This window comes from Mycobacterium sp. DL440, assembly GCF_011745145.1.
Lineage (GTDB): Bacteria > Actinomycetota > Actinomycetes > Mycobacteriales > Mycobacteriaceae > Mycobacterium.
In genome coordinates this window covers 3,446,804-3,466,858 of sequence record NZ_CP050191.1, presented here as the reverse complement: position 1 = coordinate 3,466,858, position 20,055 = coordinate 3,446,804, and the positions used below count along the sequence as shown (strand labels likewise).

20 protein-coding genes are annotated in these 20,055 nt (G+C 65.5%); 18 read left to right on the top strand and 2 right to left on the bottom strand.

Features of this window, described 5'->3' with window-relative positions:
* Positions 1-292: 292 nt before the first annotated feature.
* On the top strand, positions 293-2,383 hold the full coding sequence (rho, locus tag HBE63_RS16675) for a transcription termination factor Rho (RefSeq protein ID WP_166905726.1): 2,091 nt from the start codon (positions 293-295) through the stop codon (positions 2,381-2,383).
* Between the two features lie 61 nt (positions 2,384-2,444).
* Here the strand turns inward: rho and HBE63_RS16670 are convergent, their stop codons facing one another.
* Positions 2,445-3,098: a TetR/AcrR family transcriptional regulator gene (locus HBE63_RS16670; protein ID WP_166905725.1), complete on the bottom strand. Its 654-nt coding sequence runs from the start codon at positions 3,096-3,098 to the stop codon at positions 2,445-2,447.
* A 92-nt stretch (positions 3,099-3,190) separates the two neighbouring features.
* Here HBE63_RS16670 and fadD1 point away from each other — a divergent pair, with 92 nt between their 5' ends.
* The 16 genes from fadD1 (at position 3,191) to HBE63_RS16590 (ending at position 17,814) form a co-directional block, all read left to right on the top strand.
* On the top strand, positions 3,191-4,744 hold the full coding sequence (fadD1, locus tag HBE63_RS16665) for a fatty-acid--CoA ligase FadD1 (RefSeq protein WP_166905724.1): 1,554 nt from the start codon (positions 3,191-3,193) through the stop codon (positions 4,742-4,744).
* 143 nt (positions 4,745-4,887) lie between these two features.
* Positions 4,888-5,130, top strand: a complete 243-nt coding sequence (gene rpmE / locus HBE63_RS16660; RefSeq protein WP_029108203.1) for a 50S ribosomal protein L31 — start codon at positions 4,888-4,890, stop codon at positions 5,128-5,130.
* An 84-nt stretch (positions 5,131-5,214) separates the two neighbouring features.
* Positions 5,215-6,315 (top strand): peptide chain release factor 1, encoded by a 1,101-nt coding sequence (prfA, locus tag HBE63_RS16655; protein ID WP_166905723.1) that lies wholly within the window; start codon positions 5,215-5,217, stop codon positions 6,313-6,315.
* Positions 6,312-7,169 (top strand): peptide chain release factor N(5)-glutamine methyltransferase, encoded by an 858-nt coding sequence (prmC, locus tag HBE63_RS16650; RefSeq protein WP_166905722.1) that lies wholly within the window; start codon positions 6,312-6,314, stop codon positions 7,167-7,169. The genes prfA and prmC overlap by 4 nt, the downstream gene beginning before the upstream one ends.
* 30 nt (positions 7,170-7,199) lie before the next feature.
* Positions 7,200-7,862 carry an L-threonylcarbamoyladenylate synthase gene (locus tag HBE63_RS16645; protein ID WP_166905721.1) on the top strand — a complete coding sequence of 221 codons (663 nt, stop codon included), beginning with the start codon at positions 7,200-7,202 and terminating at the stop codon, positions 7,860-7,862.
* A gap of 10 nt (positions 7,863-7,872) precedes the next feature.
* Positions 7,873-9,117, top strand: a complete 1,245-nt coding sequence (locus HBE63_RS16640) for a glycosyltransferase family 4 protein (protein ID WP_371815036.1) — start codon at positions 7,873-7,875, stop codon at positions 9,115-9,117.
* A gap of 266 nt (positions 9,118-9,383) precedes the next feature.
* The gene (locus HBE63_RS16635; protein ID WP_166905720.1) at positions 9,384-9,827 is read left to right on the top strand and encodes an ATP synthase subunit I; all 444 of its coding nucleotides are present in this window, start codon (positions 9,384-9,386) and stop codon (positions 9,825-9,827) included.
* Between the two features lie 10 nt (positions 9,828-9,837).
* On the top strand, positions 9,838-10,623 hold the full coding sequence (gene atpB, locus HBE63_RS16630) for a F0F1 ATP synthase subunit A (RefSeq protein ID WP_166905719.1): 786 nt from the start codon (positions 9,838-9,840) through the stop codon (positions 10,621-10,623).
* An 80-nt stretch (positions 10,624-10,703) separates the two neighbouring features.
* Complete coding sequence (locus HBE63_RS16625) at positions 10,704-10,964, top strand: F0F1 ATP synthase subunit C (protein ID WP_003888102.1); 261 nt, start codon at positions 10,704-10,706, stop codon at positions 10,962-10,964.
* A 9-nt stretch (positions 10,965-10,973) separates the two neighbouring features.
* Positions 10,974-11,489, top strand: a complete 516-nt coding sequence (locus HBE63_RS16620) for a F0F1 ATP synthase subunit B (protein WP_166905718.1) — start codon at positions 10,974-10,976, stop codon at positions 11,487-11,489.
* Positions 11,490-12,827, top strand: a complete 1,338-nt coding sequence (locus HBE63_RS16615; protein ID WP_166905717.1) for a F0F1 ATP synthase subunit B/delta — start codon at positions 11,490-11,492, stop codon at positions 12,825-12,827.
* 46 nt (positions 12,828-12,873) lie between these two features.
* Positions 12,874-14,523 carry a F0F1 ATP synthase subunit alpha gene (atpA, locus tag HBE63_RS16610; protein ID WP_166905716.1) on the top strand — a complete coding sequence of 550 codons (1,650 nt, stop codon included), beginning with the start codon at positions 12,874-12,876 and terminating at the stop codon, positions 14,521-14,523.
* A gap of 7 nt (positions 14,524-14,530) precedes the next feature.
* Complete coding sequence (locus HBE63_RS16605; protein WP_166905715.1) at positions 14,531-15,454, top strand: F0F1 ATP synthase subunit gamma; 924 nt, start codon at positions 14,531-14,533, stop codon at positions 15,452-15,454.
* Between the two features lie 41 nt (positions 15,455-15,495).
* The gene (atpD, locus tag HBE63_RS16600; RefSeq protein WP_090428634.1) at positions 15,496-16,923 is read left to right on the top strand and encodes a F0F1 ATP synthase subunit beta; all 1,428 of its coding nucleotides are present in this window, start codon (positions 15,496-15,498) and stop codon (positions 16,921-16,923) included.
* Between the two features lie 63 nt (positions 16,924-16,986).
* Positions 16,987-17,352, top strand: a complete 366-nt coding sequence (locus HBE63_RS16595; RefSeq protein WP_166905714.1) for a F0F1 ATP synthase subunit epsilon — start codon at positions 16,987-16,989, stop codon at positions 17,350-17,352.
* 15 nt (positions 17,353-17,367) lie between these two features.
* Positions 17,368-17,814 (top strand): DUF2550 domain-containing protein, encoded by a 447-nt coding sequence (locus tag HBE63_RS16590; RefSeq protein WP_166905713.1) that lies wholly within the window; start codon positions 17,368-17,370, stop codon positions 17,812-17,814.
* On the opposite strand, the gene HBE63_RS16585 is transcribed toward HBE63_RS16590, so the two are convergent.
* The gene (locus tag HBE63_RS16585) at positions 17,808-18,380 is read right to left on the bottom strand and encodes a cob(I)yrinic acid a,c-diamide adenosyltransferase (protein ID WP_166905712.1); all 573 of its coding nucleotides are present in this window, start codon (positions 18,378-18,380) and stop codon (positions 17,808-17,810) included. The two genes, HBE63_RS16590 and HBE63_RS16585, sit on opposite strands and share 7 nt — an antisense overlap.
* Positions 18,381-18,477: 97 nt before the next feature.
* Between HBE63_RS16585 and murA the strand changes: the two genes are divergently transcribed.
* Positions 18,478-19,734 carry a UDP-N-acetylglucosamine 1-carboxyvinyltransferase gene (gene murA, locus HBE63_RS16580; RefSeq protein ID WP_166905711.1) on the top strand — a complete coding sequence of 419 codons (1,257 nt, stop codon included), beginning with the start codon at positions 18,478-18,480 and terminating at the stop codon, positions 19,732-19,734.
* The last annotated feature ends 321 nt before the right edge of the window (positions 19,735-20,055 follow it).

The window sequence follows — 20,055 nt, the reverse complement described above, 5'->3', positions numbered from 1 at the left end:
GCCGAGCGCTACACGCCCGGTGTTGACGTTGCTTGATTACTTCACCAAAGCGAGTTATTCTCGCTTTCGTCCAGCACTCGCAGCGTCTCTGCCTGCGTCGACACCAGGACGACCACCCAATCTTCTTGTGTTCTACTCGTGGACTGACGATTCGCCGAATATCGGCGGATCCTGGCGATCGCCGTTGCGCAGGCGACGGTGTGAGCTACGCGCTCAGCGGTTCAGCTGAACGCGCATCGACCTTTGGGGAACCCTCGCACGACCTGATGAGCGAGGGAAAGAAAGGAAATCCGTGACAGATACGGACCTCTTCACGGCTGACAATGCCAATGGCACCGGAGATTCGCCGAACGCCGTGACATCTGAAAGCGCTGCGACCGCTGACAATGCGGCGCCGGCTGCTGCCTCTGCGCCCGGATCCGACACCGCGCGGCGCGCTTCGAGCGCCCGGCCCGCGGCGCTGTCGACCATGGTGCTGCCTGAGCTGCGAGCGCTGGCCAAGGAAATCGGCGTTGAAGGCGCGTCCGGTTTGCGCAAGAGTGAGCTGATCGCAGCTATTCGCGCGCACCGTAGTGAATCCAGCAGTGCCACCACCGAGGCCAAGCAGGCCCCCGTCGACGTCCAGTCGGACGCTGGTGCCGAGACTGCCGAGCAACCGGCGACCCGTCGCCGTGAGCGCCGCGGATCGACGCGTCAGGCCGGTTCTCCGGCCGCCGACGCCGTCAAGGACGACGCTGGTAAAGACGCTGGTGGTGACACCGGCAACACATCCGCCGAGGCTGAGGTGAAGGCTGATTCCGCAGCTGATGCCAGCGCCGCACCTGATGCCAGCACCAAGGACGCCGCGCCCGCTGCCGAGCAGCAGGAAAAGCCTGCCAGGCAGGACAAGCGCGACCGGCAGGATCGGCGCGACAAGCGCGAGCAGTCCGACTCTGCCAACAAGGCCGAGGACAAGCGCGACAACAAGCAGGACCGCGACAACAAGCAGGACCGCGACCAGAAGCAGGACCGCGACCAGAAGCAGGACAAGGGTCAGGGTCGCGAGCAGTCCGATCAGCAGGACAACCAGCAGAACCGGGGCGGCAACGCCTCTTCCAACGCCGATGACGATGGGGACGGGGACGGCCGTCAGGGCCGCCGCGGCCGCCGGTTCCGCGACCGCGACCGTCGCCGTCGTGGCGAGCGCGGCACCGAGGGCGGCAACGACACCGAACTGCGCGAGGACGACGTCGTCCAACCGGTGGCCGGCATCCTCGATGTCCTGGACAACTACGCATTCGTCCGCACCTCGGGCTACCTGGCCGGGCCGAACGACGTGTACGTGTCGATGAACATGGTCCGCAAGAACGGTCTGCGCCGTGGTGACGCCGTCACCGGTGCGGTCCGGGTGGCCCGCGAGGGCGAGGGCGGTGGAGGCCAGAACCCGCGGCAGAAGTTCAACCCGCTGGTGCGCCTGGACAGTGTCAACGGCGGTCCGGTGGAAGCGGCCAAGAACCGGCCCGATTTCACCAAGCTGACCCCGCTGTACCCGAACCAGCGGCTGCGTCTGGAGACCACTCCCGAGCGGCTGACCACCCGCGTGATCGACCTGATCATGCCGATCGGCAAGGGACAGCGTGCCCTGATCGTGTCGCCGCCCAAGGCCGGTAAGACCACGATCATGCAGGACATCGCCAACGCGATCACCCGCAACAACCCGGAATGCCACCTCATGGTGGTGCTCGTCGACGAGCGCCCGGAAGAGGTCACCGACATGCAGCGTTCGGTGAAGGGCGAGGTCATCGCCTCGACCTTCGACCGCCCGCCGTCAGACCACACCCAGGCGGCCGAGCTCGCGATCGAGCGGGCCAAGCGCCTGGTCGAGCAGGGCAAGGACGTCGTGGTGTTGCTGGACTCGATCACCCGTCTGGGACGTGCGTACAACAACGCGTCCCCGGCGTCGGGCCGCATCCTGTCCGGTGGTGTGGACTCCACCGCGCTGTACCCGCCGAAGCGTTTCCTCGGTGCAGCGCGCAACATCGAACACGGTGGCTCGTTGACCATCATCGCCACGGCAATGGTCGAGACCGGCTCCACCGGTGACACCGTGATCTTCGAAGAGTTCAAGGGCACCGGCAACGCCGAGCTCAAGCTCGACCGCAAGATCGCCGAGCGCCGGGTGTTCCCCGCGGTCGACGTCAACCCGTCGGGTACCCGCAAGGACGAGCTGCTGCTCAGCCCGGACGAGTTCGCGATCGTGCACAAGCTGCGCCGCGTGCTGTCCGGACTGGATTCGCATCAGGCCATCGACCTGCTGATGAGCCAGCTGCGCAAGACCAAGACCAACTACGAGTTCCTGGTGCAGGTCTCCAAGACCACTCCGGGCTCGATGGACGTCGACTAACCCCGGCCTGACCGGATCGCGACGCGCAAGGCCCCCGTCCGCGGGGGCCTTTTGCGTGCTGTCAGGAAGTTGTCTCCGGGCGCAACCCGGGCATCAAATAGCGCCGAACCTGGGCGAGGACCGCGTCCCCGTCACTGGGATTCAGGGTGTTCCCCGGGACTGTCGCCAATGAGATCAACACGCGGGCAACCCATTCCGATGCTTCGGGGACGTCGATGTCGGCGCGGACCTCGCCACGGTCGCGGGCGGCCGCCAGATAGGGCGACCAGAACTCGGCGAGGTCCGGGATCATGCCCTGCACGCCGGCGCCCGCACAGGCCGCGAATTCCTCGGGCTCGTCGGTCCGGAGTTTCATCAACACCGCGCCCGGATCGTCATAGGCTCGCAGCCCGTTGCCGACACCCCAGGCGATCTGGCGATCCAGGCCCTCGATCTGCTCGAGCATGGCCTGGGCTTCCGACCAGAACGTGTCATTGAGTCGCACGATCACTGCGCCCAGCAGCGTCACCTTGTCCGGGAAATGGCGGTAGAGCCACCCGCGGGACACTCCGGCGGCCTCGGCGACCTCCGAGACGGTGGTCGCACGAATGCCCTTGGTTCGCAGGCATTCCTCGGCAGCGTCGATCAGTCGATCTCGCACGCTGCGGGGTGCCGTGGTGCTGGTCAACTGTGGCGTCTCCTGAACTTCGGGGCGGTTGCGGGGCGTTAGGTACATGATTCTGCCAAGGGTGCTTCGTGTCGCGCCACATCCATGGTAGACAGTTTTTCTAATCTGTTCACTCTTCACCGAGCTTGGGGATCATTCCGATGGCCGAAACGCTGCAGCAGTTGCTCCGGGAACGCGAAGGGAGCGAGGCGGTCGCCATCAAGTACGGCGACCGGAGCTGGACCTGGCGTGAGCATATCGCCGAGGCGAAGGCCCAGGCTGCGACCCTGATCGGGGCGGCCGACGCGCTGCGTCCGCTGCATGTCGGCACCCTTTTGGGCAACACGCCCGACATGCTGACCGCGCTGGCGGCAGCGGGGCTCGGCGGCTACGTGCTATGCGGCATCAACAACACCCGTCGGGGCGATGCGCTGGCCCGCGACATCGCCCGGGTCGAATGCCAGGTCGTCCTGGTCGATGAACACCATCGGCGACTGCTCGACGGTCTCGACCTGCCGGGCGTCACCGTCATCGACGTATCGGACACCACCTGGTCACCGCAGGAACTCACCCCGCACCGCGAGGTCGGGCCCGACGACACCTTCATGATGATCTTCACCTCGGGCACCAGTGGCGAGCCCAAGGCCGTTCAGGTGGCGCATTCCATCGTGTTGTTCTCGGCGGCCGCGCTGGTGCAGCGCTACGACCTGACCGAGGCGGACACCTGCTACCTGGCCATGCCGCTCTTCCACTCGAACGGGGTGTACGCCGGATGGGGCGTGGCGCTCAGCTCGGGCGCGGCCATGGCGCCGGCACAGTTCTCCGCATCCGGGTTCCTCCCGGACATCCGCCGTTACGGCGCGACGTACATGAACTACGTCGGCAAGCCACTGGCCTACATCCTGGCCACCGCCGAGCAACCCGACGACCACGACAACACCCTGCGTGTGGCGTTCGGCAACGAGGCCGCCGACCGCGACATCGACGAATTCAGCCGCCGGTTCGGGTGCAGCGTGTGGGACGGATTCGGCTCGACGGAACTGGCGATCATCATCACCCGTTCCGAGGGCACCCCCGCCGGCAGTGTCGGCCAGGGCTTCCCGGGCGTGGCGATCTACGCCCCGGAGACCCTCGAGGAATGCCCGGCTGCACAATTCGATGACACCGGGGCCCTGATCAACGCCGAGGCCGCCACAGGCGAGCTGGTCAACACCAACGGCAGCGGGATGTTCCGCGGCTATCACAACGACCAGGGTGCGACCGATGAACGGCTGCGCCACGGCATGTACTGGTCGGGCGATCTGGCCTACCGCGATGCCGATGGCTGGATCTACCTCGCCGGGCGTACCGCGGACTGGATGAGGGTGGATGGCGAGAACATCACCGCGGCGCCGATCGAACGAATCCTGTTGCGGCAGCCGGTGATCAGCCGGGTTGCGGTCTATCCGGTGCCCGACGAGTTCGTCGGTGACCAGGTGATGGCCGCCGTCGTGCTGCGCGACGGTCAGGAATTGACGCCCGACGAGTTCAGCGTATTCCTGGCGCAGCAGCAGGATCTGTCACCGAAATCCTGGCCACGCTACGTCTGGATCGCCGACGACCTGCCCAGCACAGCGACGAACAAGATTCTCAAGCGTGAACTGGTCGTCCTCGGTACCGATCCGGCCGGCCGGGTGCTGTGGAAGCGCGACGGCACGGTCTACGCGGCTCTCTGACGATTAGCCTGGGGAATAGTCCCCGGTCATGCCGCGTTTAGGAGGTTGGCGGTTGACCTGGCATAATGGACCGCCGACCCTCGGTCCCGGTTCACGTCCATCCGAATTGCGGGCGACCCGGGCCAACGATTGAAGAGGAACCCATGAAAACAGGCATTCATCCTGAGTATGTCGAGACCACGGTGCACTGTGGTTGCGGCAATACCTTCAGCACCCGCAGCACCAAGCAGAGCGGCCAGATCGTGGTCGAGGTCTGCTCGCAGTGCCACCCGTTCTACACCGGCAAGCAGAAGATCCTCGACAGCGGCGGCCGCGTGGCCCGCTTCGAGAAGCGGTACGGCAAGCGCAAGCCTGCCGGTGATCAGGCTGCCGCAGCCGACAAGTAGCTACGTCAACGGCGCCCGATCTGTCGCATATGCGTCAGATCCGGGCGCTGTTCTCGTTTCCGGACCCATGTCGAGGAGGCTGACGTGACAGACATTGCTCCCGCGATCGAGGCGCTGTTGGCCGAACACGCGGACCTGGAGCGCCAACTCGCCGACCCCAACCTGCATGCCGATGCGTCAGCCGCCCGCAAGGTGGGCCGGCGCTTCGCCCAGATCTCACCCGTCGTCGGCACCTACCGAAAGCTCGAAGCCGCGCGCGGCGACCTGGAGGCGGCTCGTGAGCTCGCCGCCGACGACGCCAGCTTCGCTGACGAGGTGGACGAGCTGACCGCCAAGGTCGCCGAACTTGATGCGCAACTCACCGATCAGCTGGCCCCGCGGGATCCCCACGATGCCGATGACATCGTGCTCGAGGTCAAGTCCGGGGAAGGTGGGGAGGAATCGGCGCTGTTCGCTGCCGATCTGGCCCGCATGTACATCCGGTACGCCGAGCGCCACGGCTGGACCGTCACCGTGCTCGACGAGACCTGGTCAGACCTTGGCGGATACAAGGACGCCACCATCACCATCGCCGGCAAGGGCGATTCTGCCGACGGCGTGTGGTCGCGGATGAAGTTCGAGGGTGGTGTCCACCGCGTGCAGCGCGTGCCGGTCACCGAATCGCAGGGTCGCGTGCATACGTCGGCGGCTGGGGTGCTCGTATACCCCGAACCAGACGACGTCGAGCAGGTGCAGATCGACGAATCCGACCTGCGCATCGACGTCTACCGCAGTTCAGGCAAGGGCGGCCAGGGAGTCAACACCACCGACTCGGCGGTTCGCATCACGCACTTGCCCACCGGCATCGTCGTGACCTGCCAGAACGAGCGTTCTCAGCTGCAGAACAAGGCCAGGGCCATGGTGGTGCTCGCCGCTCGGCTGCAGGCCCTGGCCGAGGAGCAGGCGTCGGCCGACGCATCGGCCGACCGAGCCAGCCAGATCCGCACCGTCGACCGCAGCGAACGGATCCGCACCTACAACTTCCCCGAGAACCGGATCGCGGATCACCGCATCAACTTCAAGGCGCACAACCTCGACCAGGTGCTCGACGGAGACATGGACGCGCTGCTCGACGCGCTGGGCGCCGCTGACAAGCAGGCCCGGCTACAGCAGGAGACCTCAGCCGCCACACCGGCGAGGTCATGACCCCCGTGCGGCAGGCGATCGAGGCCGCAACGGCACGGCTGGCCGCCGCCGGCGTCGCCTCCCCGCGCATCGACGCCGAGCTGCTGGCCGCGCACGTGGCGGGTGTCGATCGTGGGCGACTGGCGTTTCTCGACGACGCCGGTGAGCAGTTCGAACAGACCTACGACGAACTCGTCGCCGCCCGGTCCCGCCGGATTCCCCTGCAACATCTGACCGGCACCGCACCGTTCGGTCCGCTGACGCTCACGGTCGGTCCCGGTGTGTTCATACCGCGGCCGGAGACCGAGGCGCTGCTCGAGTGGGCCTTGAAAACAGGTCCAGGCCAACGTCCTTCGCATCAACCACTGATCGTCGATCTCTGCACGGGCTCGGGTGCGCTGGCGCTGGCGCTGGCTGCGCAGTGGCCCGATGCGCGCGTGCTGGCCGTCGAGAACTCACCCGCGGCCCTGGAGTTCGCGCGCCGCAACGCCGCGGGGACGCGCGTCGAGGTCCTGGCCGCCGATGTCACCACGCCCGGTCTGCTGCCCGAACTCGATGACCAGGTGGACCTGCTGGTGTCCAATCCGCCGTACATCCCCGAGGCCGCGGTCCTGGAACCCGAAGTGGCCGAACATGATCCCGCGCCTGCGTTGTTCGGCGGACCCGACGGCATGTCGGTGATCCGGCCGATCGTCACCCTCGCCGCCCGGTGGTTGCGCGCCGGTGCGTCCTGCGCCGTCGAGCACGACGACACCACCTCCGAGCTGTCGGCCGGGGCCTTCGTCCGTGACGGGCACTTCACCGAGGTCACCGCACGCCGTGACCTGGCCGGACGACCCCGCTTTGTGACGGCGACCCGGATTGGGAGAAGCTGAATTGATGCGCGCACCGACCGGGGAGCCGACATGACCATCTTCGATTGCACCGATGCCGAGCAGCGTGCGACCGGTATCGCCTCGGCGATCAGCGCGGTCAAGGGCGGCCGGCTGGTGGTGATGCCGACCGACACCGTCTACGGGATCGGGGCGGATGCCTTCGATCGGGAGGCCGTCGGCAGTCTGCTCGCCGCCAAGGGGCGTGGCCGCAACATGCCGGTCGGTGTGTTCGTCGGTTCGTGGAACACCATCGACGGTCTGGTCTATTCGGTGCCGCCGGCTGCTCGCGAATTGATCCGCGCATTCTGGCCGGGTGCGCTGAGCTTGGTGGTCACACAAGCGCCGTCACTGCAGTGGGACCTAGGGGACGCCAACGGCAGCGTCATGCTCCGGATGCCGATGCACCCGGTGGCCATCGAGCTGCTGCGGGAAGTCGGCCCGATGGCCCAGTCCAGTGCGAACGTCTCGGGCCAGCCGGCCGCGACGACCGCAGCTGCGGCCCACGAGCAACTCGGCGACAAGGTCGAGGTCTATCTCGACGGTGGGCCGGCCGAACAACAGGCCGCGTCCACGATCGTCGACCTCACCGGCGTCCACCCCCGCATCCTGCGGACCGGCCCGATCAGCGCGGCGGACATCGCCAGGGTCGTGGGCGTGGAAACGTCCACGCTCACAACAACACCTACGGAGTGATCTCAGCTTGCTGCAGTACGGTTCATCGGTGATGTCGGCCGGTGACGCAGTGCTTCCCGCGGTCAATTCCGGGCTTCTCGCTCTGTCGGACCGGGGCGCCGGTGTTCCGCTGCGTGAACTCGCGCTTGTCGGGCTGACCGCCGCCATCATCACGTATTTCGCCACCGGCTGGGTGCGCGTGCTCGCCATCCGGATCGGAGCCGTCGCCTATCCGCGCGAACGTGATGTCCACGTACAACCGATACCGCGGATGGGCGGGTTGGCGATGTACATCGGGGTGGCCGCTGCGGTGCTGCTGGCCTCCCAACTGCCCGCACTCACCCGGGGTTTCGTCTACTCCACCGGTATGCCGGCAGTGGTGGTGGCGGGCGGGCTGATCATGGCCATCGGGTTGATCGACGACCGTTGGGGCCTGGACGCCCTGACCAAGTTCGCCGGGCAGATCACCGCGGCCAGCGTGCTGGTCACCATGGGTGTGGCCTGGAGCGTGCTCTACATCCCGATCGGGGGAGTGGGCACCATCGTGCTCGACCAGGTGTCGTCGATCCTGTTGACGCTCGCGCTGACGGTGTCGATCGTCAACGCGATGAACTTCGTCGATGGGCTGGACGGTCTGGCCGCCGGCCTGGGGCTGATCACGGCGCTGGCGATCTGCATCTTCTCGGTCGGGCTGTTGCGCGATCACGGTGGCGACGTGCTGTTCTACCCGCCCGCGGTGATCTCGGTGGTTCTGGCCGGCGCCTGTCTGGGCTTCCTGCCGCACAATTTTCACCGGGCCAAGATCTTCATGGGCGACTCCGGTTCGATGCTGATCGGCCTGATGTTGGGTGCGGCGTCGACCACGGCCGCCGGGCCGATCTCGCAGAACGCCTACGGTGCCCGCGACGTTTTCGCGCTGATGTCGCCGTTCCTACTGGTGATCGCCGTGATGCTGGTGCCTGCCCTGGATACGTTGCTGGCCATCGTGCGGCGGACCCGGGCCGGCCGGAGTCCGCTCAGCCCCGACAAGATGCATCTGCACCATCGGCTGCTGCAGATCGGGCACTCACATCGCCGAGCGGTCCTGCTGATCTACCTATGGGTTGGCATTATCGCCTTCGGTGCTGCGGCGACCATTTTCTTCGATCCGCGCTACACCGGAGCGGTGGTCGCGGCGGCCATTCTGGTGGCGATCGTGGTGACGCTGATACCGCTGTTGCAACGCGGAAATGAAGGGTCCGCCGACGAGCACGAAGGGGAGTACGACAAAAAGTAGTAGGCCCCGTTTTAGGGTGCCTACCATGTGGTACCGTGCTGCCAGAACCCGAAAAACCTCGCGGGTTGCCGGCCCGGCCCATCGGTTCGACGAACCGTCAGGTGCCGATCAACGACCGACAAAGGGAGCTACCCCGTGGGTGATTTCAGCCCGCCCGTTGCCCTCCGATATTCTCGTCGGGCACGCACAGGGTTTTGCCAGGCGGTATACGTCGCCGGCGCATCCGAGGGGACAGCTTTCCGTAACGGCGGGATTGGGGTGAAGCGGTGACGACACCAGCGCAGAACGCGCCGTTGGTGTTCCCATCGGTGGCCTTCCGGCCGCTGCGTCTCCTGATTGTTTGCGTAGTACTGACCGCGCTGGCCGTATTGGCCGCCGGATTCACCGGGCACATCTTCTTCGGAGTCTTCTTCGGTGTCGGCCTGGTCCTCGGTTTGGTCAACGCCTTGCTGGTGCGTCGCGCCGTCGAATCGATCACGGCCGAGGACCACCCGCTCAAGAAGAAAATGGCCGTGAACTCCGCGACGCGGCTGCTGATCATCACCGCGATCGCACTCGCCATCGCGTTTGTCTTCAAGCCCAGCGGCATCGCGGTGCTGTTCGGGTTGGCGATTTTCCAGGCCCTGCTGGTGATGAGCACCAGCATCCCCGTGCTGCGGAAGATCCGCTCTAACGGCCTGGATGTCTTGGATACGGAATCGAAGGGTTGAGCTGACCTATATGACTCAGACGACGACCGTGCTCGCTGCCGAAGAGGGTGGCGCCGCCATCCACGTCGGCCACCACACGATGGTGTTCGAGCTGTTCGGGATGACGTTCAACGGTGACACCATCCTGGCCACCGCGGTCACCGCGGTGATCGTGATCGCCCTGGCGTTCGTCCTGCGGGCCAAGGTCACCTCGACCGGCGTGCCGGGCGGTGTGCAGCTGTTCTGGGAGGCGTTGACCATCCAGATGCGTCAGCAGATCGAGGGCTCGATCGGTATGAAGGTCGCCCCCTTCGTGCTGCCGCTGTCGGTGACGATCTTCGTCTTCATCCTGATCTCCAACTGGCTGGCGGTGCTGCCGCTGCAGTACGGAGGAGCGGACGGCGCCGCCGCCGAGTGGTACAAGCCGCCGGCCTCCGACATCAACTTCGTGCTGGCCCTGGCCCTGTTCGTGTTCCTCGCCTACCACGCCGCCGGTATCTGGCGTCGTGGCATCATCGGGCACCCGGTCAAGGTGATCAAGGGCCACGTCGCGTTCCTGGCGCCGATCAACATCGTCGAAGAGATCGCCAAGCCGATCTCGCTGGCCCTCCGACTTTTCGGCAACATCTTCGCCGGCGGCATCCTGGTTGCGCTGATCGCGATGTTCCCCTGGTACATCCAGTGGGCGCCGAACGCGATCTGGAAGACCTTCGACCTGTTCGTCGGCCTGATCCAGGCATTCATCTTCTCGCTGTTGACGATCCTGTACTTCAGCCAGTCGATGGAGCTGGACCACGAAGACGGCCATGCGCACTGAGCTGATCCACTAAATCTCTACAACTGCACAACACGAACCTCTGGCGGCACAGCCACCAGTTATCAAGGAGGATAAAAGGAATGGAACTCGACCCCAACGCCCTCATCACGGCCGGCGCGCTGATCGGTGGCGGTTTGATCATGGGTGGCGGCGCCATCGGCGCTGGTATCGGTGACGGTATCGCGGGTAACGCGCTGATCTCCGGCATCGCCCGGCAGCCCGAGGCCCAGGGCCGGCTCTTCACCCCGTTCTTCATCACCGTCGGTCTGGTGGAGGCCGCGTACTTCATCAACCTGGCCTTCATGGCGCTGTTCGTCTTCGCCACTCCGGGCCTGCAGTAGTCCATCAGCATGGGTGAACTGAGCGCAACGATCCTGGCTGCAAGCCAGGCAGCGGAAGAAGGCGGTGGGGGCCAGAGCAACTTCCTGGTTCCCAACGGCACCTTCTTCGCCGTGCTGATCATTTTCCTGATCACGCTCGGTGTGATCGCGAAATGGGTTGTGCCACCGGTCGGCAAGGTGCTGGCAGAGCGCGAAGCGATGCTGGCCAAGACCACCGCCGACAATCGGAAGTCAGCCGAACAGGTGGCCGCGGCACAGGCCGACTATGACGAGGCGATGGCCGGGGCGCGTACCCAGGCATCTGCAATCCGTGACGAGGCCCGCGCAGCGGGCCGCGAAGTGGTCGATGCCAAGCGTGCCGAAGCCAACACCGAAGTGGCCGAAGCCGTGAGCCAGGCCGATGAGCAGCTTGCTGCCCAGGGTGCCGGAGTGCGGTCGGGTCTGGAGTCGTCGGTGGACGGGCTCTCGCAGATCCTGGCCGACCGAATTTTGGGCATCGACGTGAAATCAGGTGGGACGCAGTAGATGTCGATATTTATCGGGCAGCTGATCGGCTTTGCCGTCATCGCCTACATCATCATCAAGTGGGTGGTGCCGCCGGTGCGGAGCCTGATGCAGAAGCAGCAGGATGCCGTGCGGGTCGCGCTCGCCGAGAGTGCGGATGCGGCGAAGAAGCTCGCCGATGCCGATGAGATGCACGCCAAGGCACTCGCGGACGCCAAGGCTGAATCGACCAAGGTGACCGACGAGGCCTCGCATGACTCCGAGCGGATCGCCGCTCAGCTGGCCGAGCAGGCCGGCACGGATGCCGAGCGGATCAAGGCGCAGGGTGTTCAGCAGGTACAGCTGATGCGCCAGCAGCTCATCCGTCAGCTGCGGACTGGTCTCGGATCAGAGTCGGTGGCCAAGGCCGACGCTCTGGTGCGGGCACATGTCGCCGACCCGGCCGCGCAGGCCGCCACGGTCGACCGGTTTCTCGCCGAGCTCGACCAGATGGCGCCGTCGGCAGTGGTGATCGACACCGCCGCCACGGCGAAGCTGCGTGCGGCGAGTCGCGAGTCGCTGGCTGCCGTGGTTGGAAAGTTCGACTCTGTCGCGGGCGGTCTGGACGCCGATGGGCTGACCACGCTGGCTGAGGAGCTGACCTCGGTCGCCAAGCTGCTGCTGTCGGAGTCGACGCTGAACCGGCACCTGGCCCAGCCGGCCGACGAGACTGCCGCCAAGGCCGAACTGGTCGACCGTCTGCTGTCTGGCAAGGTCGGCAACACCACACTGGACGTGCTGCGGACTGCCGTCTCGCAGCGCTGGTCGACCGAATCGAACCTGGTCGACGCCATTGAACACACCGCACGTCTGGCCCTGCTCAAGCGCGCCGAGACCGCCGGTGAGGTGGACGAAGTGGAGGACCAACTGTTCCGGTTCGGTCGCCTGCTCGACGCCGAGCCCAAACTCTCGGCCTTGCTGAGTGACTACACCACCCCGGTTGACGGTCGAGTCGCCTTGCTGGACAAGGTTCTCGGCGGTAACGCGAGTGGAAACGGGACGGCAGCGGCGCTGCTGGCCCAGACTGTGGGACTGCTGCGCGGTGAGCGTGCCGACGAGGCCGTCATTGACCTGGCCGAGCTCGCAGTCGCCCGTCGCGGTGAAGTGGTCGCTCACGTGACCGCCGCGGCTGACCTGACCGATGCCCAGCGGACCCGGCTGTCGGAGGTGCTCACCCGCATCTACGGACACCCGGTGTCAGTGCAGTTGCATGTCGACCCGGAACTGCTCGGTGGCCTGTCGATCACCGTCGGTGACGAAGTGATCGACGGCTCGATCTCGTCCCGATTGGCCGCAGCGGCCAGCCAGCTGCCGGACTAACCCGAACCACGAACCACCCAAGAACAAGGTAGGAAGACGAAAAACCATGGCAGAGTTGACAATCTCGGCTGCTGATATCGAAGGTGCCATCGAGGACTACGTATCCTCGTTTTCCGCCGACACCGAGCGTGAAGAGATCGGCACCGTCGTCGACGCCGGCGACGGCATCGCTCACGTCGAGGGCCTGCCCTCGGTCATGACCCAGGAGCTCCTCGAGTTCCCGGGCGGTGTGTTGGGTGTGGCGCTCAACCTCGACGAGCACAGCGTCGGCGCCGTCATCCTGGGTGAGTTCGAGAAGATCGAAGAGGGCCAGCAGGTCAAGCGCACCGGCGAGGTGCTCTCGGTGCCGGTCGGCGACGCGTTCCTCGGTCGCGTCGTCAACCCGCTCGGTCAGCCGATCGACGGCCAGGGCGACATCGAGTCCGAGACCCGGCGCGCACTCGAGCTGCAGGCCCCGTCGGTGGTGCAGCGCCAGGGCGTGTCCGAGCCGCTGCAGACCGGTATCAAGGCCATCGACGCCATGACCCCGATCGGCCGTGGCCAGCGCCAGCTGATCATCGGTGACCGCAAGACCGGCAAGACCGCGGTCTGCGTCGACACCATCCTCAACCAGCGTGAGGCCTGGGAGACCGGCGACCCCAAGCAGCAGGTGCGCTGCGTGTACGTCGCCATCGGCCAGAAGGGCACCACCATCGCCAGCGTGAAGCGGGCGCTGGAAGAGGGCGGCGCGATGGAGTACACCACCATCGTCGCGGCCCCCGCCTCCGATCCGGCCGGCTTCAAGTGGCTGGCGCCGTACACCGGCTCGGCCATCGGCCAGCACTGGATGTACGACGGCAAGCATGTGCTGATCGTCTTCGACGACCTCTCCAAGCAGGCCGACGCCTACCGCGCCATCTCGCTGTTGCTGCGCCGCCCGCCGGGCCGCGAGGCATTCCCCGGCGACGTCTTCTACCTTCACTCCCGGCTGCTGGAGCGTTGCGCCAAGCTGTCCGATGAACTCGGTGGTGGTTCGATGACGGGTCTGCCGATCATCGAGACCAAGGCCAACGACATCTCGGCGTTCATCCCGACCAACGTCATCTCGATCACCGACGGTCAGTGCTTCCTGGAGTCCGACCTGTTCAACCAGGGTGTGCGACCGGCCGTCAACGTCGGTGTGTCGGTGTCCCGCGTCGGTGGCGCCGCTCAGATCAAGGCGATGAAGGAAGTAGCAGGAAGTCTCCGCTTGGATCTGTCGCAGTACCGCGAGCTGGAGGCCTTCGCGGCCTTCGCCTCGGATCTGGACGCGGCCTCCAAGGCTCAGCTGGACCGTGGTGTCCGCCTGGTCGAGCTGCTCAAGCAGGCGCAGTACAGCCCGCTGGCGGTCGAGGATCAGGTCGTCTCGATCTTCCTCGGTACCCAGGGTCACCTGGATTCGGTTCCGGCCGAGGACGTCACGCGCTTCGTCGACGAGCTGCTGGAGCATGTCAAGGCCAGCCACTCCGACATCCTCAAGGGCATCAAGGAGACCAAGAAGCTCTCCGAGGAGAACGAGGAGAAGTTGGTCTCGGTCATCAACGAGTTCAAGAAGGGCTTCGCCGCCACCGACGGCAGCTCCGTGGTCGTGAAGGAGGCCGATGCCGACGCACTCGACCCCGCGGACCTGGAGAAGGAATCGGTCAAGGTTCGCAAGCCGGCACCGAAGAAGGCCTAGGTAACCAATGGCAGCCACACTTCGCGAGCTTCGCGGGCGCATCCGCTCCGCCTCGTCGATCAAGAAGATCACGAAGGCACAGGAGCTGATCGCCACATCGCGGATCGCCAAGGCACAGGCCCGGGTTGATGCGGCCCGGCCCTACTCCACCGAGATCACCAACATGCTCACCGAGCTTGCGGGTGCCAGCGCCCTGGATCACCCGTTGCTCGTTCAGCGGGAGAACCCCAAACGGGCCGGTGTGCTCGTGGTGTCCTCGGACCGCGGTCTCTGCGGCGGTTACAACGCCAACGTGCTGCGCCGGGCCGAAGAACTGTTCTCGCTGCTGCGGGACGAGGGCAAGACCCCGGTGCTCTACGTCGTCGGCCGAAAGGCCTTGGGCTACTACAGCTTCCGTCAGCGCACCGTCGTCGAGTCCTGGACCGGCTTCTCGGAGCGTCCGGAGTACACCAACGCCAAGGAGATCGCCGACACCCTGGTGACGGCGTTCATGTCCGGCGCTGACGATGACGGCGATGATGCGGGGGCCGACGGCATTCTGGGCGTCGACGAACTGCACATCGTCTCTACCGAGTTCCGGTCGATGCTCTCGCAGACCGCCGTGGCGCATCGGATTGCGCCGCTGGTCGTCGAGTACGTCGGTGAGGTGGAAACCGGTCCGCACACGCTCTACTCGTTCGAGCCGAATGCCGAGGATCTTTTTGATGCGCTACTCCCTCGTTATATAGCCACCCGCGTGTACGCGGCGCTGCTGGAGGCGGCGGCCTCGGAGTCGGCTTCGCGCCGGCGCGCCATGAAGTCGGCCACCGACAACGCCGACGATCTGATCAAGGCACTCACGCTGGCGGCCAACCGCGAACGTCAGGCGCAGATCACCCAGGAAATCAGCGAGATCGTGGGCGGCGCGAACGCGCTGGCCGACGCGCGCTAGCCGGACCAAAGACGAAAGCCTCGTAGGAAAGCGAAGAGAGAATGACTGCTACTGCAGAAAAGACCGCGGGCCGCGTAGTCCGTATCACCGGCCCGGTGGTGGATATTGAGTTCCCGCGCGGTGCCGTGCCTGAACTGTTCAACGCGCTGCACGCCGACATCACCTACGGTGCGCTCGCCAAGACCCTGACGCTCGAGGTTGCCCAGCACCTCGGCGACAGCTTGGTGCGCTGCATCTCCATGCAGCCCACCGATGGCCTGGTGCGTGGCACCGACGTCCGCGACACCGGCGCCTCGATCTCGGTGCCGGTCGGCGATGGCGTCAAGGGCCACGTGTTCAACGCCCTCGGCGATTGCCTCGACGAGCCCGGCTACGGCAAGGACTTCGATCACTGGTCGATCCACCGCAAGCCGCCGGCATTCGCCGACCTGGAGCCCCGCACCGAGATGCTGGAGACCGGACTGAAGGTCGTCGACCTGCTCACGCCGTACGTGCGTGGTGGCAAGATCGCCCTGTTCGGTGGTGCCGGTGTCGGCAAGACCGTTCTGATCCAGGAGATGATCAACCGCATCGCCCGCAACTTCGGTGGCACCTCGGTGTTCGCCGGCGTGGGTGAGCGCACCCGTGAGGGCAACGACCTGTGGGTCGAGCTCGCCGACGCCAACGTCCTCAAGGACACCGCCTTGGTGTTCGGCCAGATGGACGAGCCGCCAGGCACCCGTATGCGCGTCGCCCTGTCGGCCCTGACCATGGCCGAGTACTTCCGCGACGAGCAGAACCAGGACGTGCTGCTCTTCATCGACAACATCTTCCGGTTCACCCAGGCCGGTTCCGAGGTTTCGACCCTGTTGGGTCGTATGCCTTCGGCCGTGGGTTACCAGCCGACGCTGGCCGACGAGATGGGTGAGCTGCAGGAGCGCATCACCTCGACGCGTGGTCGCTCGATCACCTCGATGCAGGCCGTATACGTGCCCGCCGACGACTACACCGACCCGGCACCGGCCACCACCTTCGCCCACCTGGACGCCACCACCGAGCTCTCGCGTGCGGTGTTCTCCAAGGGCATCTTCCCCGCTGTGGACCCGCTGGCTTCGTCCTCGACGATCCTGCACCCCAGCGTCGTCGGCGACGAGCACTACCGCGTCGCCCAGGAAGTCATCCGCATCCTGCAGCGCTACAAGGACCTTCAGGACATCATCGCCATCCTCGGTATCGACGAGCTGTCGGAAGAGGACAAGGTGCTGGTGTACCGCGCCCGTAAGATCGAGCGCTTCCTGAGCCAGAACATGATGGCGGCCGAGCAGTTCACCGGCCAGCCGGGTTCGACCGTGCCGCTCAAGGAGACCATCGAGGCCTTCGACAAGCTGGCCAAGGGCGAGTTCGATCACCTGCCCGAGCAGGCGTTCTTCCTCATCGGCGGTCTGGACGATCTGGCGAAGAAGGCCGAAAGCCTCGGCGCCAAGCTGTGATGAGCGCTTGCGCGAAGAACCAATGGGTTGAGCTGAGCGTTCCTATTCGAGAGGTGGTGTGACATGGCTGATTTGAACGTCGAGATCGTTGCCGTCGAGCGTGAGCTCTGGTCCGGCACCGCTACGTTCGTCTTCACCCGGACCACCGCTGGTGAGATCGGCATCCTGCCGCGGCACATTCCGTTGGTCGCGGAGCTCGTCGATGACGCCATGGTGCGGGTCGAGCGTGAAGGCGAGGACGATCTACGGATCGCCGTCGACGGCGGCTTCCTGTCGGTGACCGAGGAGACGGTCCGGATCCTGGTGGAGAACGCTCAGTTCGAATCCGAGATCGACGCTGACTCCGCCAAGCGGGATGCTGAGTCCGACGACGAGCGGACAGCGGCATGGGGTCGGGCGCGGCTGCGCGCCGTCGGCCAGATCGACTGACGACAGAGACGACGGATGAGCGCGCCCATGATCGGCATGGTCGCGCTCGTCTGCGTTCTGCTGCTGGCGGTCGGTGCCCTGAGCTACCGATTGTGGAAGTTGCGACAGGTCGGCGGAACAGCGGCCATCCTGCGCGATTATCCCGCCGACGGCGGCCACGGCTGGCGCCATGGAGTGATGCGCTACCGCGGTGGGGAGGCCGGGTTCTACCGGCTGTCCAGCATGCGGTGGTGGCCTGATCGGCGATTGAGCCGGCGGGGGCTGGAAGTGGTGTCGCGCCGCCCTCCGCGTGGCGACGAGTTCGACATCATGACCGATCAGATCGTGATTCTCGAACTGCGCGACATCAGCCCCGAACGCCGGCAAGGCTATGAGATCGCCTTGGACCGGGGAGCGCTGACGGCGTTCACGTCATGGCACGAGTCGCGGCCCTCGCCGCGAGCTCGGCGCCGGAATTACTGAGCCTGGCCAGGCTTCCAGAGGACATCTCCCTCCGGGTTCGCGACCCGCGACAGGATGAACAACAGATCCGACAGCCGGTTGAGGTACTTCGCCGGCAGAACGCTGACCGAGTCCCCGTGCTCGTCCACGGCAATCCAGGCCGACCGCTCGGCGCGGCGAGCCACAGTCCGGGCGACATGCAGGAGTGCCGACAGCGGAGTTCCCCCGGGAAGGATGAACGAGTTCAGTGCGGGCAGCGACTCATTGAACTCGTCGCACCACTTCTCCAGGCGGTCGATATAGGCCTGGGAGATCCGCAATGGCGGGTGCTCGGGGTTCTCGACCAGAGGAGTGGACAGATCCGCTCCCGCGTCGAACAGGTCGTTCTGAATCTGGCGTAGTGTCGCCAGGATTTGCTGATCGGGTCCGCCCAGGGCTACGGCGACGCCGATGGCCGCGTTGGCTTCGTCACAGTCGGCGTAGGCCGCCAACCTCGAATCATTCTTGGAAACCCTGCTGAAGTCACTCAGCCCGGTCGTGCCGTCGTCGCCGGTGCGGGTATAGATACGGGTGAGATGAACCGCCATAGCTGAACCGTACCGGGCTTGAGGACAAGCCCGCCGGGCTCGACGGATCTGTCCGAGCAGGCGGAAACTCGACGGCAGGCTGTCTACACTAACCGGCGTGAGCGAGCGATTCTTGGTGACCGGCGGAAACCGGTTATCAGGCGAAGTTGCTGTCGGTGGCGCGAAGAACAGTGTGCTGAAACTGATGGCCGCCTCGTTGCTGGCCGAGGGCACGAGCACGATCACCAATTGCCCCGACATCCTCGACGTGCCGCTGATGGCCGAGGTGCTGCGGGGGTTGGGCGCCACTGTCGAGTTGGACGGTGACACTGTGCGGATCACGTCGCCCGACGAACCCAAGTACGACGCCGATTTCGCGGCGGTCCGCCAGTTCCGCGCCTCGGTATGCGTGCTGGGACCTCTCGTCGGACGCTGCAAGAAGGCCAAGGTTGCGCTTCCCGGCGGTGACGCGATCGGGTCGCGGCCGCTCGACATGCACCAGGCCGGGCTACGGCAGTTGGGGGCGACCTGCAATATCGAGCACGGCTGTGTGGTGGCCGAGGCCGATCGTCTGCGGGGTGCCGAGATCCAGCTGGAGTTCCCGTCAGTGGGGGCGACGGAGAACATCCTGATGGCGGCGGTGCTCGCCGAAGGTGTCACCACGATCCACAACGCTGCGCGCGAACCCGACATCGTCGACATCTGCGCGATGCTCAACCAGATGGGCGCCAAGGTCAGCGGTGCGGGGACGTCGACGCTGACGATCACCGGTGTCGACCGGCTCTATCCCACACAACACCGGGTGATCGGTGACCGGATCGTGGCAGCCACGTGGGGGATAGCCGCGGCGATGACGCGCGGAGACATCTCGGTGACGGGCGTGGACCCGCAACACCTGCAGCTGGTACTGCACAAGTTGCACGACGCCGGCGCGACCGTGACCCAGAACGATGACGGATTTCGGGTGGTTCAGTACGAGCGTCCCAAGGCGGTGAACGTGGCGACGCTGCCGTTCCCCGGTTTCCCGACCGACCTGCAACCGATGGCGATCGGGCTGGCGGCGGTAGCCGACGGGACGTCAATGATCACCGAGAACGTGTTCGAAGCCAGGTTCCGGTTTGTCGAGGAGATGATCCGGCTGGGAGCGGACGCTCGGACCGACGGACACCACGCGGTGGTGCGGGGGATTCCGCAGCTTTCGAGCGCGCCGGTGTGGTCGTCGGATATCCGCGCCGGTGCCGGCCTGGTCCTCGCCGGCTTGGTCGCGGATGGCGAGACCGAGGTGCACGACGTGTTCCACATCGATCGCGGTTACCCGTTGTTCGTGGAAAACCTGTTGAGCCTCGGAGCGGAGATCGAAAGAGTAGGGTCGTAGCCAGCACGTTCGAGCTGGTCCGTCCACCTCGAAATCGCGCTGACCAGCCGATTTGACCTTGGACCCTGGCTCGGGCTAATCTTTTGAAGTCGCCGCGGAGCGGGTGAAACACCCCGGACCGGAGCGACTTGACAAGCCAGCGGAGATCTTACTAAGCTGGCAAGGTTGCCTCAGACCGGATGAAATAAGCCAAAATGAGCAACTTGACTCGCTGGCAAGATTCCGATTAAGCTGGTGGGGTTGCCCCAAAACAGGGTGACAAAGAATAAAAAGTCTGTTGTTTGAGAACTCAATAGTGTGTTTGGTGGTTTTTGTTTGTTG

What these genes read in the sequence shown, in the direction of transcription:
- HBE63_RS16670 (WP_166905725.1), bottom strand. Translation starts at nt 3,098, where the DNA reads ATGTACCTAACGCCCCGCAACCGCCCCGAAGTTCAGGAGACGCCACAG.
- fadD1 (WP_166905724.1), top strand. Translation starts at nt 3,191, where the DNA reads ATGGCCGAAACGCTGCAGCAGTTGCTCCGGGAACGCGAAGGGAGCGAG.
- rpmE (WP_029108203.1), top strand. Translation starts at nt 4,888, where the DNA reads ATGAAAACAGGCATTCATCCTGAGTATGTCGAGACCACGGTGCACTGT.
- prmC (WP_166905722.1), top strand. Translation starts at nt 6,312, where the DNA reads ATGACCCCCGTGCGGCAGGCGATCGAGGCCGCAACGGCACGGCTGGCC.
- HBE63_RS16645 (WP_166905721.1), top strand. Translation starts at nt 7,200, where the DNA reads ATGACCATCTTCGATTGCACCGATGCCGAGCAGCGTGCGACCGGTATC.
- atpB (WP_166905719.1), top strand. Translation starts at nt 9,838, where the DNA reads ATGACTCAGACGACGACCGTGCTCGCTGCCGAAGAGGGTGGCGCCGCC.
- HBE63_RS16625 (WP_003888102.1), top strand. Translation starts at nt 10,704, where the DNA reads ATGGAACTCGACCCCAACGCCCTCATCACGGCCGGCGCGCTGATCGGT.
- HBE63_RS16620 (WP_166905718.1), top strand. Translation starts at nt 10,974, where the DNA reads ATGGGTGAACTGAGCGCAACGATCCTGGCTGCAAGCCAGGCAGCGGAA.
- HBE63_RS16615 (WP_166905717.1), top strand. Translation starts at nt 11,490, where the DNA reads ATGTCGATATTTATCGGGCAGCTGATCGGCTTTGCCGTCATCGCCTAC.
- atpA (WP_166905716.1), top strand. Translation starts at nt 12,874, where the DNA reads ATGGCAGAGTTGACAATCTCGGCTGCTGATATCGAAGGTGCCATCGAG.
- HBE63_RS16605 (WP_166905715.1), top strand. Translation starts at nt 14,531, where the DNA reads ATGGCAGCCACACTTCGCGAGCTTCGCGGGCGCATCCGCTCCGCCTCG.
- atpD (WP_090428634.1), top strand. Translation starts at nt 15,496, where the DNA reads ATGACTGCTACTGCAGAAAAGACCGCGGGCCGCGTAGTCCGTATCACC.
- HBE63_RS16595 (WP_166905714.1), top strand. Translation starts at nt 16,987, where the DNA reads ATGGCTGATTTGAACGTCGAGATCGTTGCCGTCGAGCGTGAGCTCTGG.
- HBE63_RS16590 (WP_166905713.1), top strand. Translation starts at nt 17,368, where the DNA reads ATGAGCGCGCCCATGATCGGCATGGTCGCGCTCGTCTGCGTTCTGCTG.
- HBE63_RS16585 (WP_166905712.1), bottom strand. Translation starts at nt 18,380, where the DNA reads ATGGCGGTTCATCTCACCCGTATCTATACCCGCACCGGCGACGACGGC.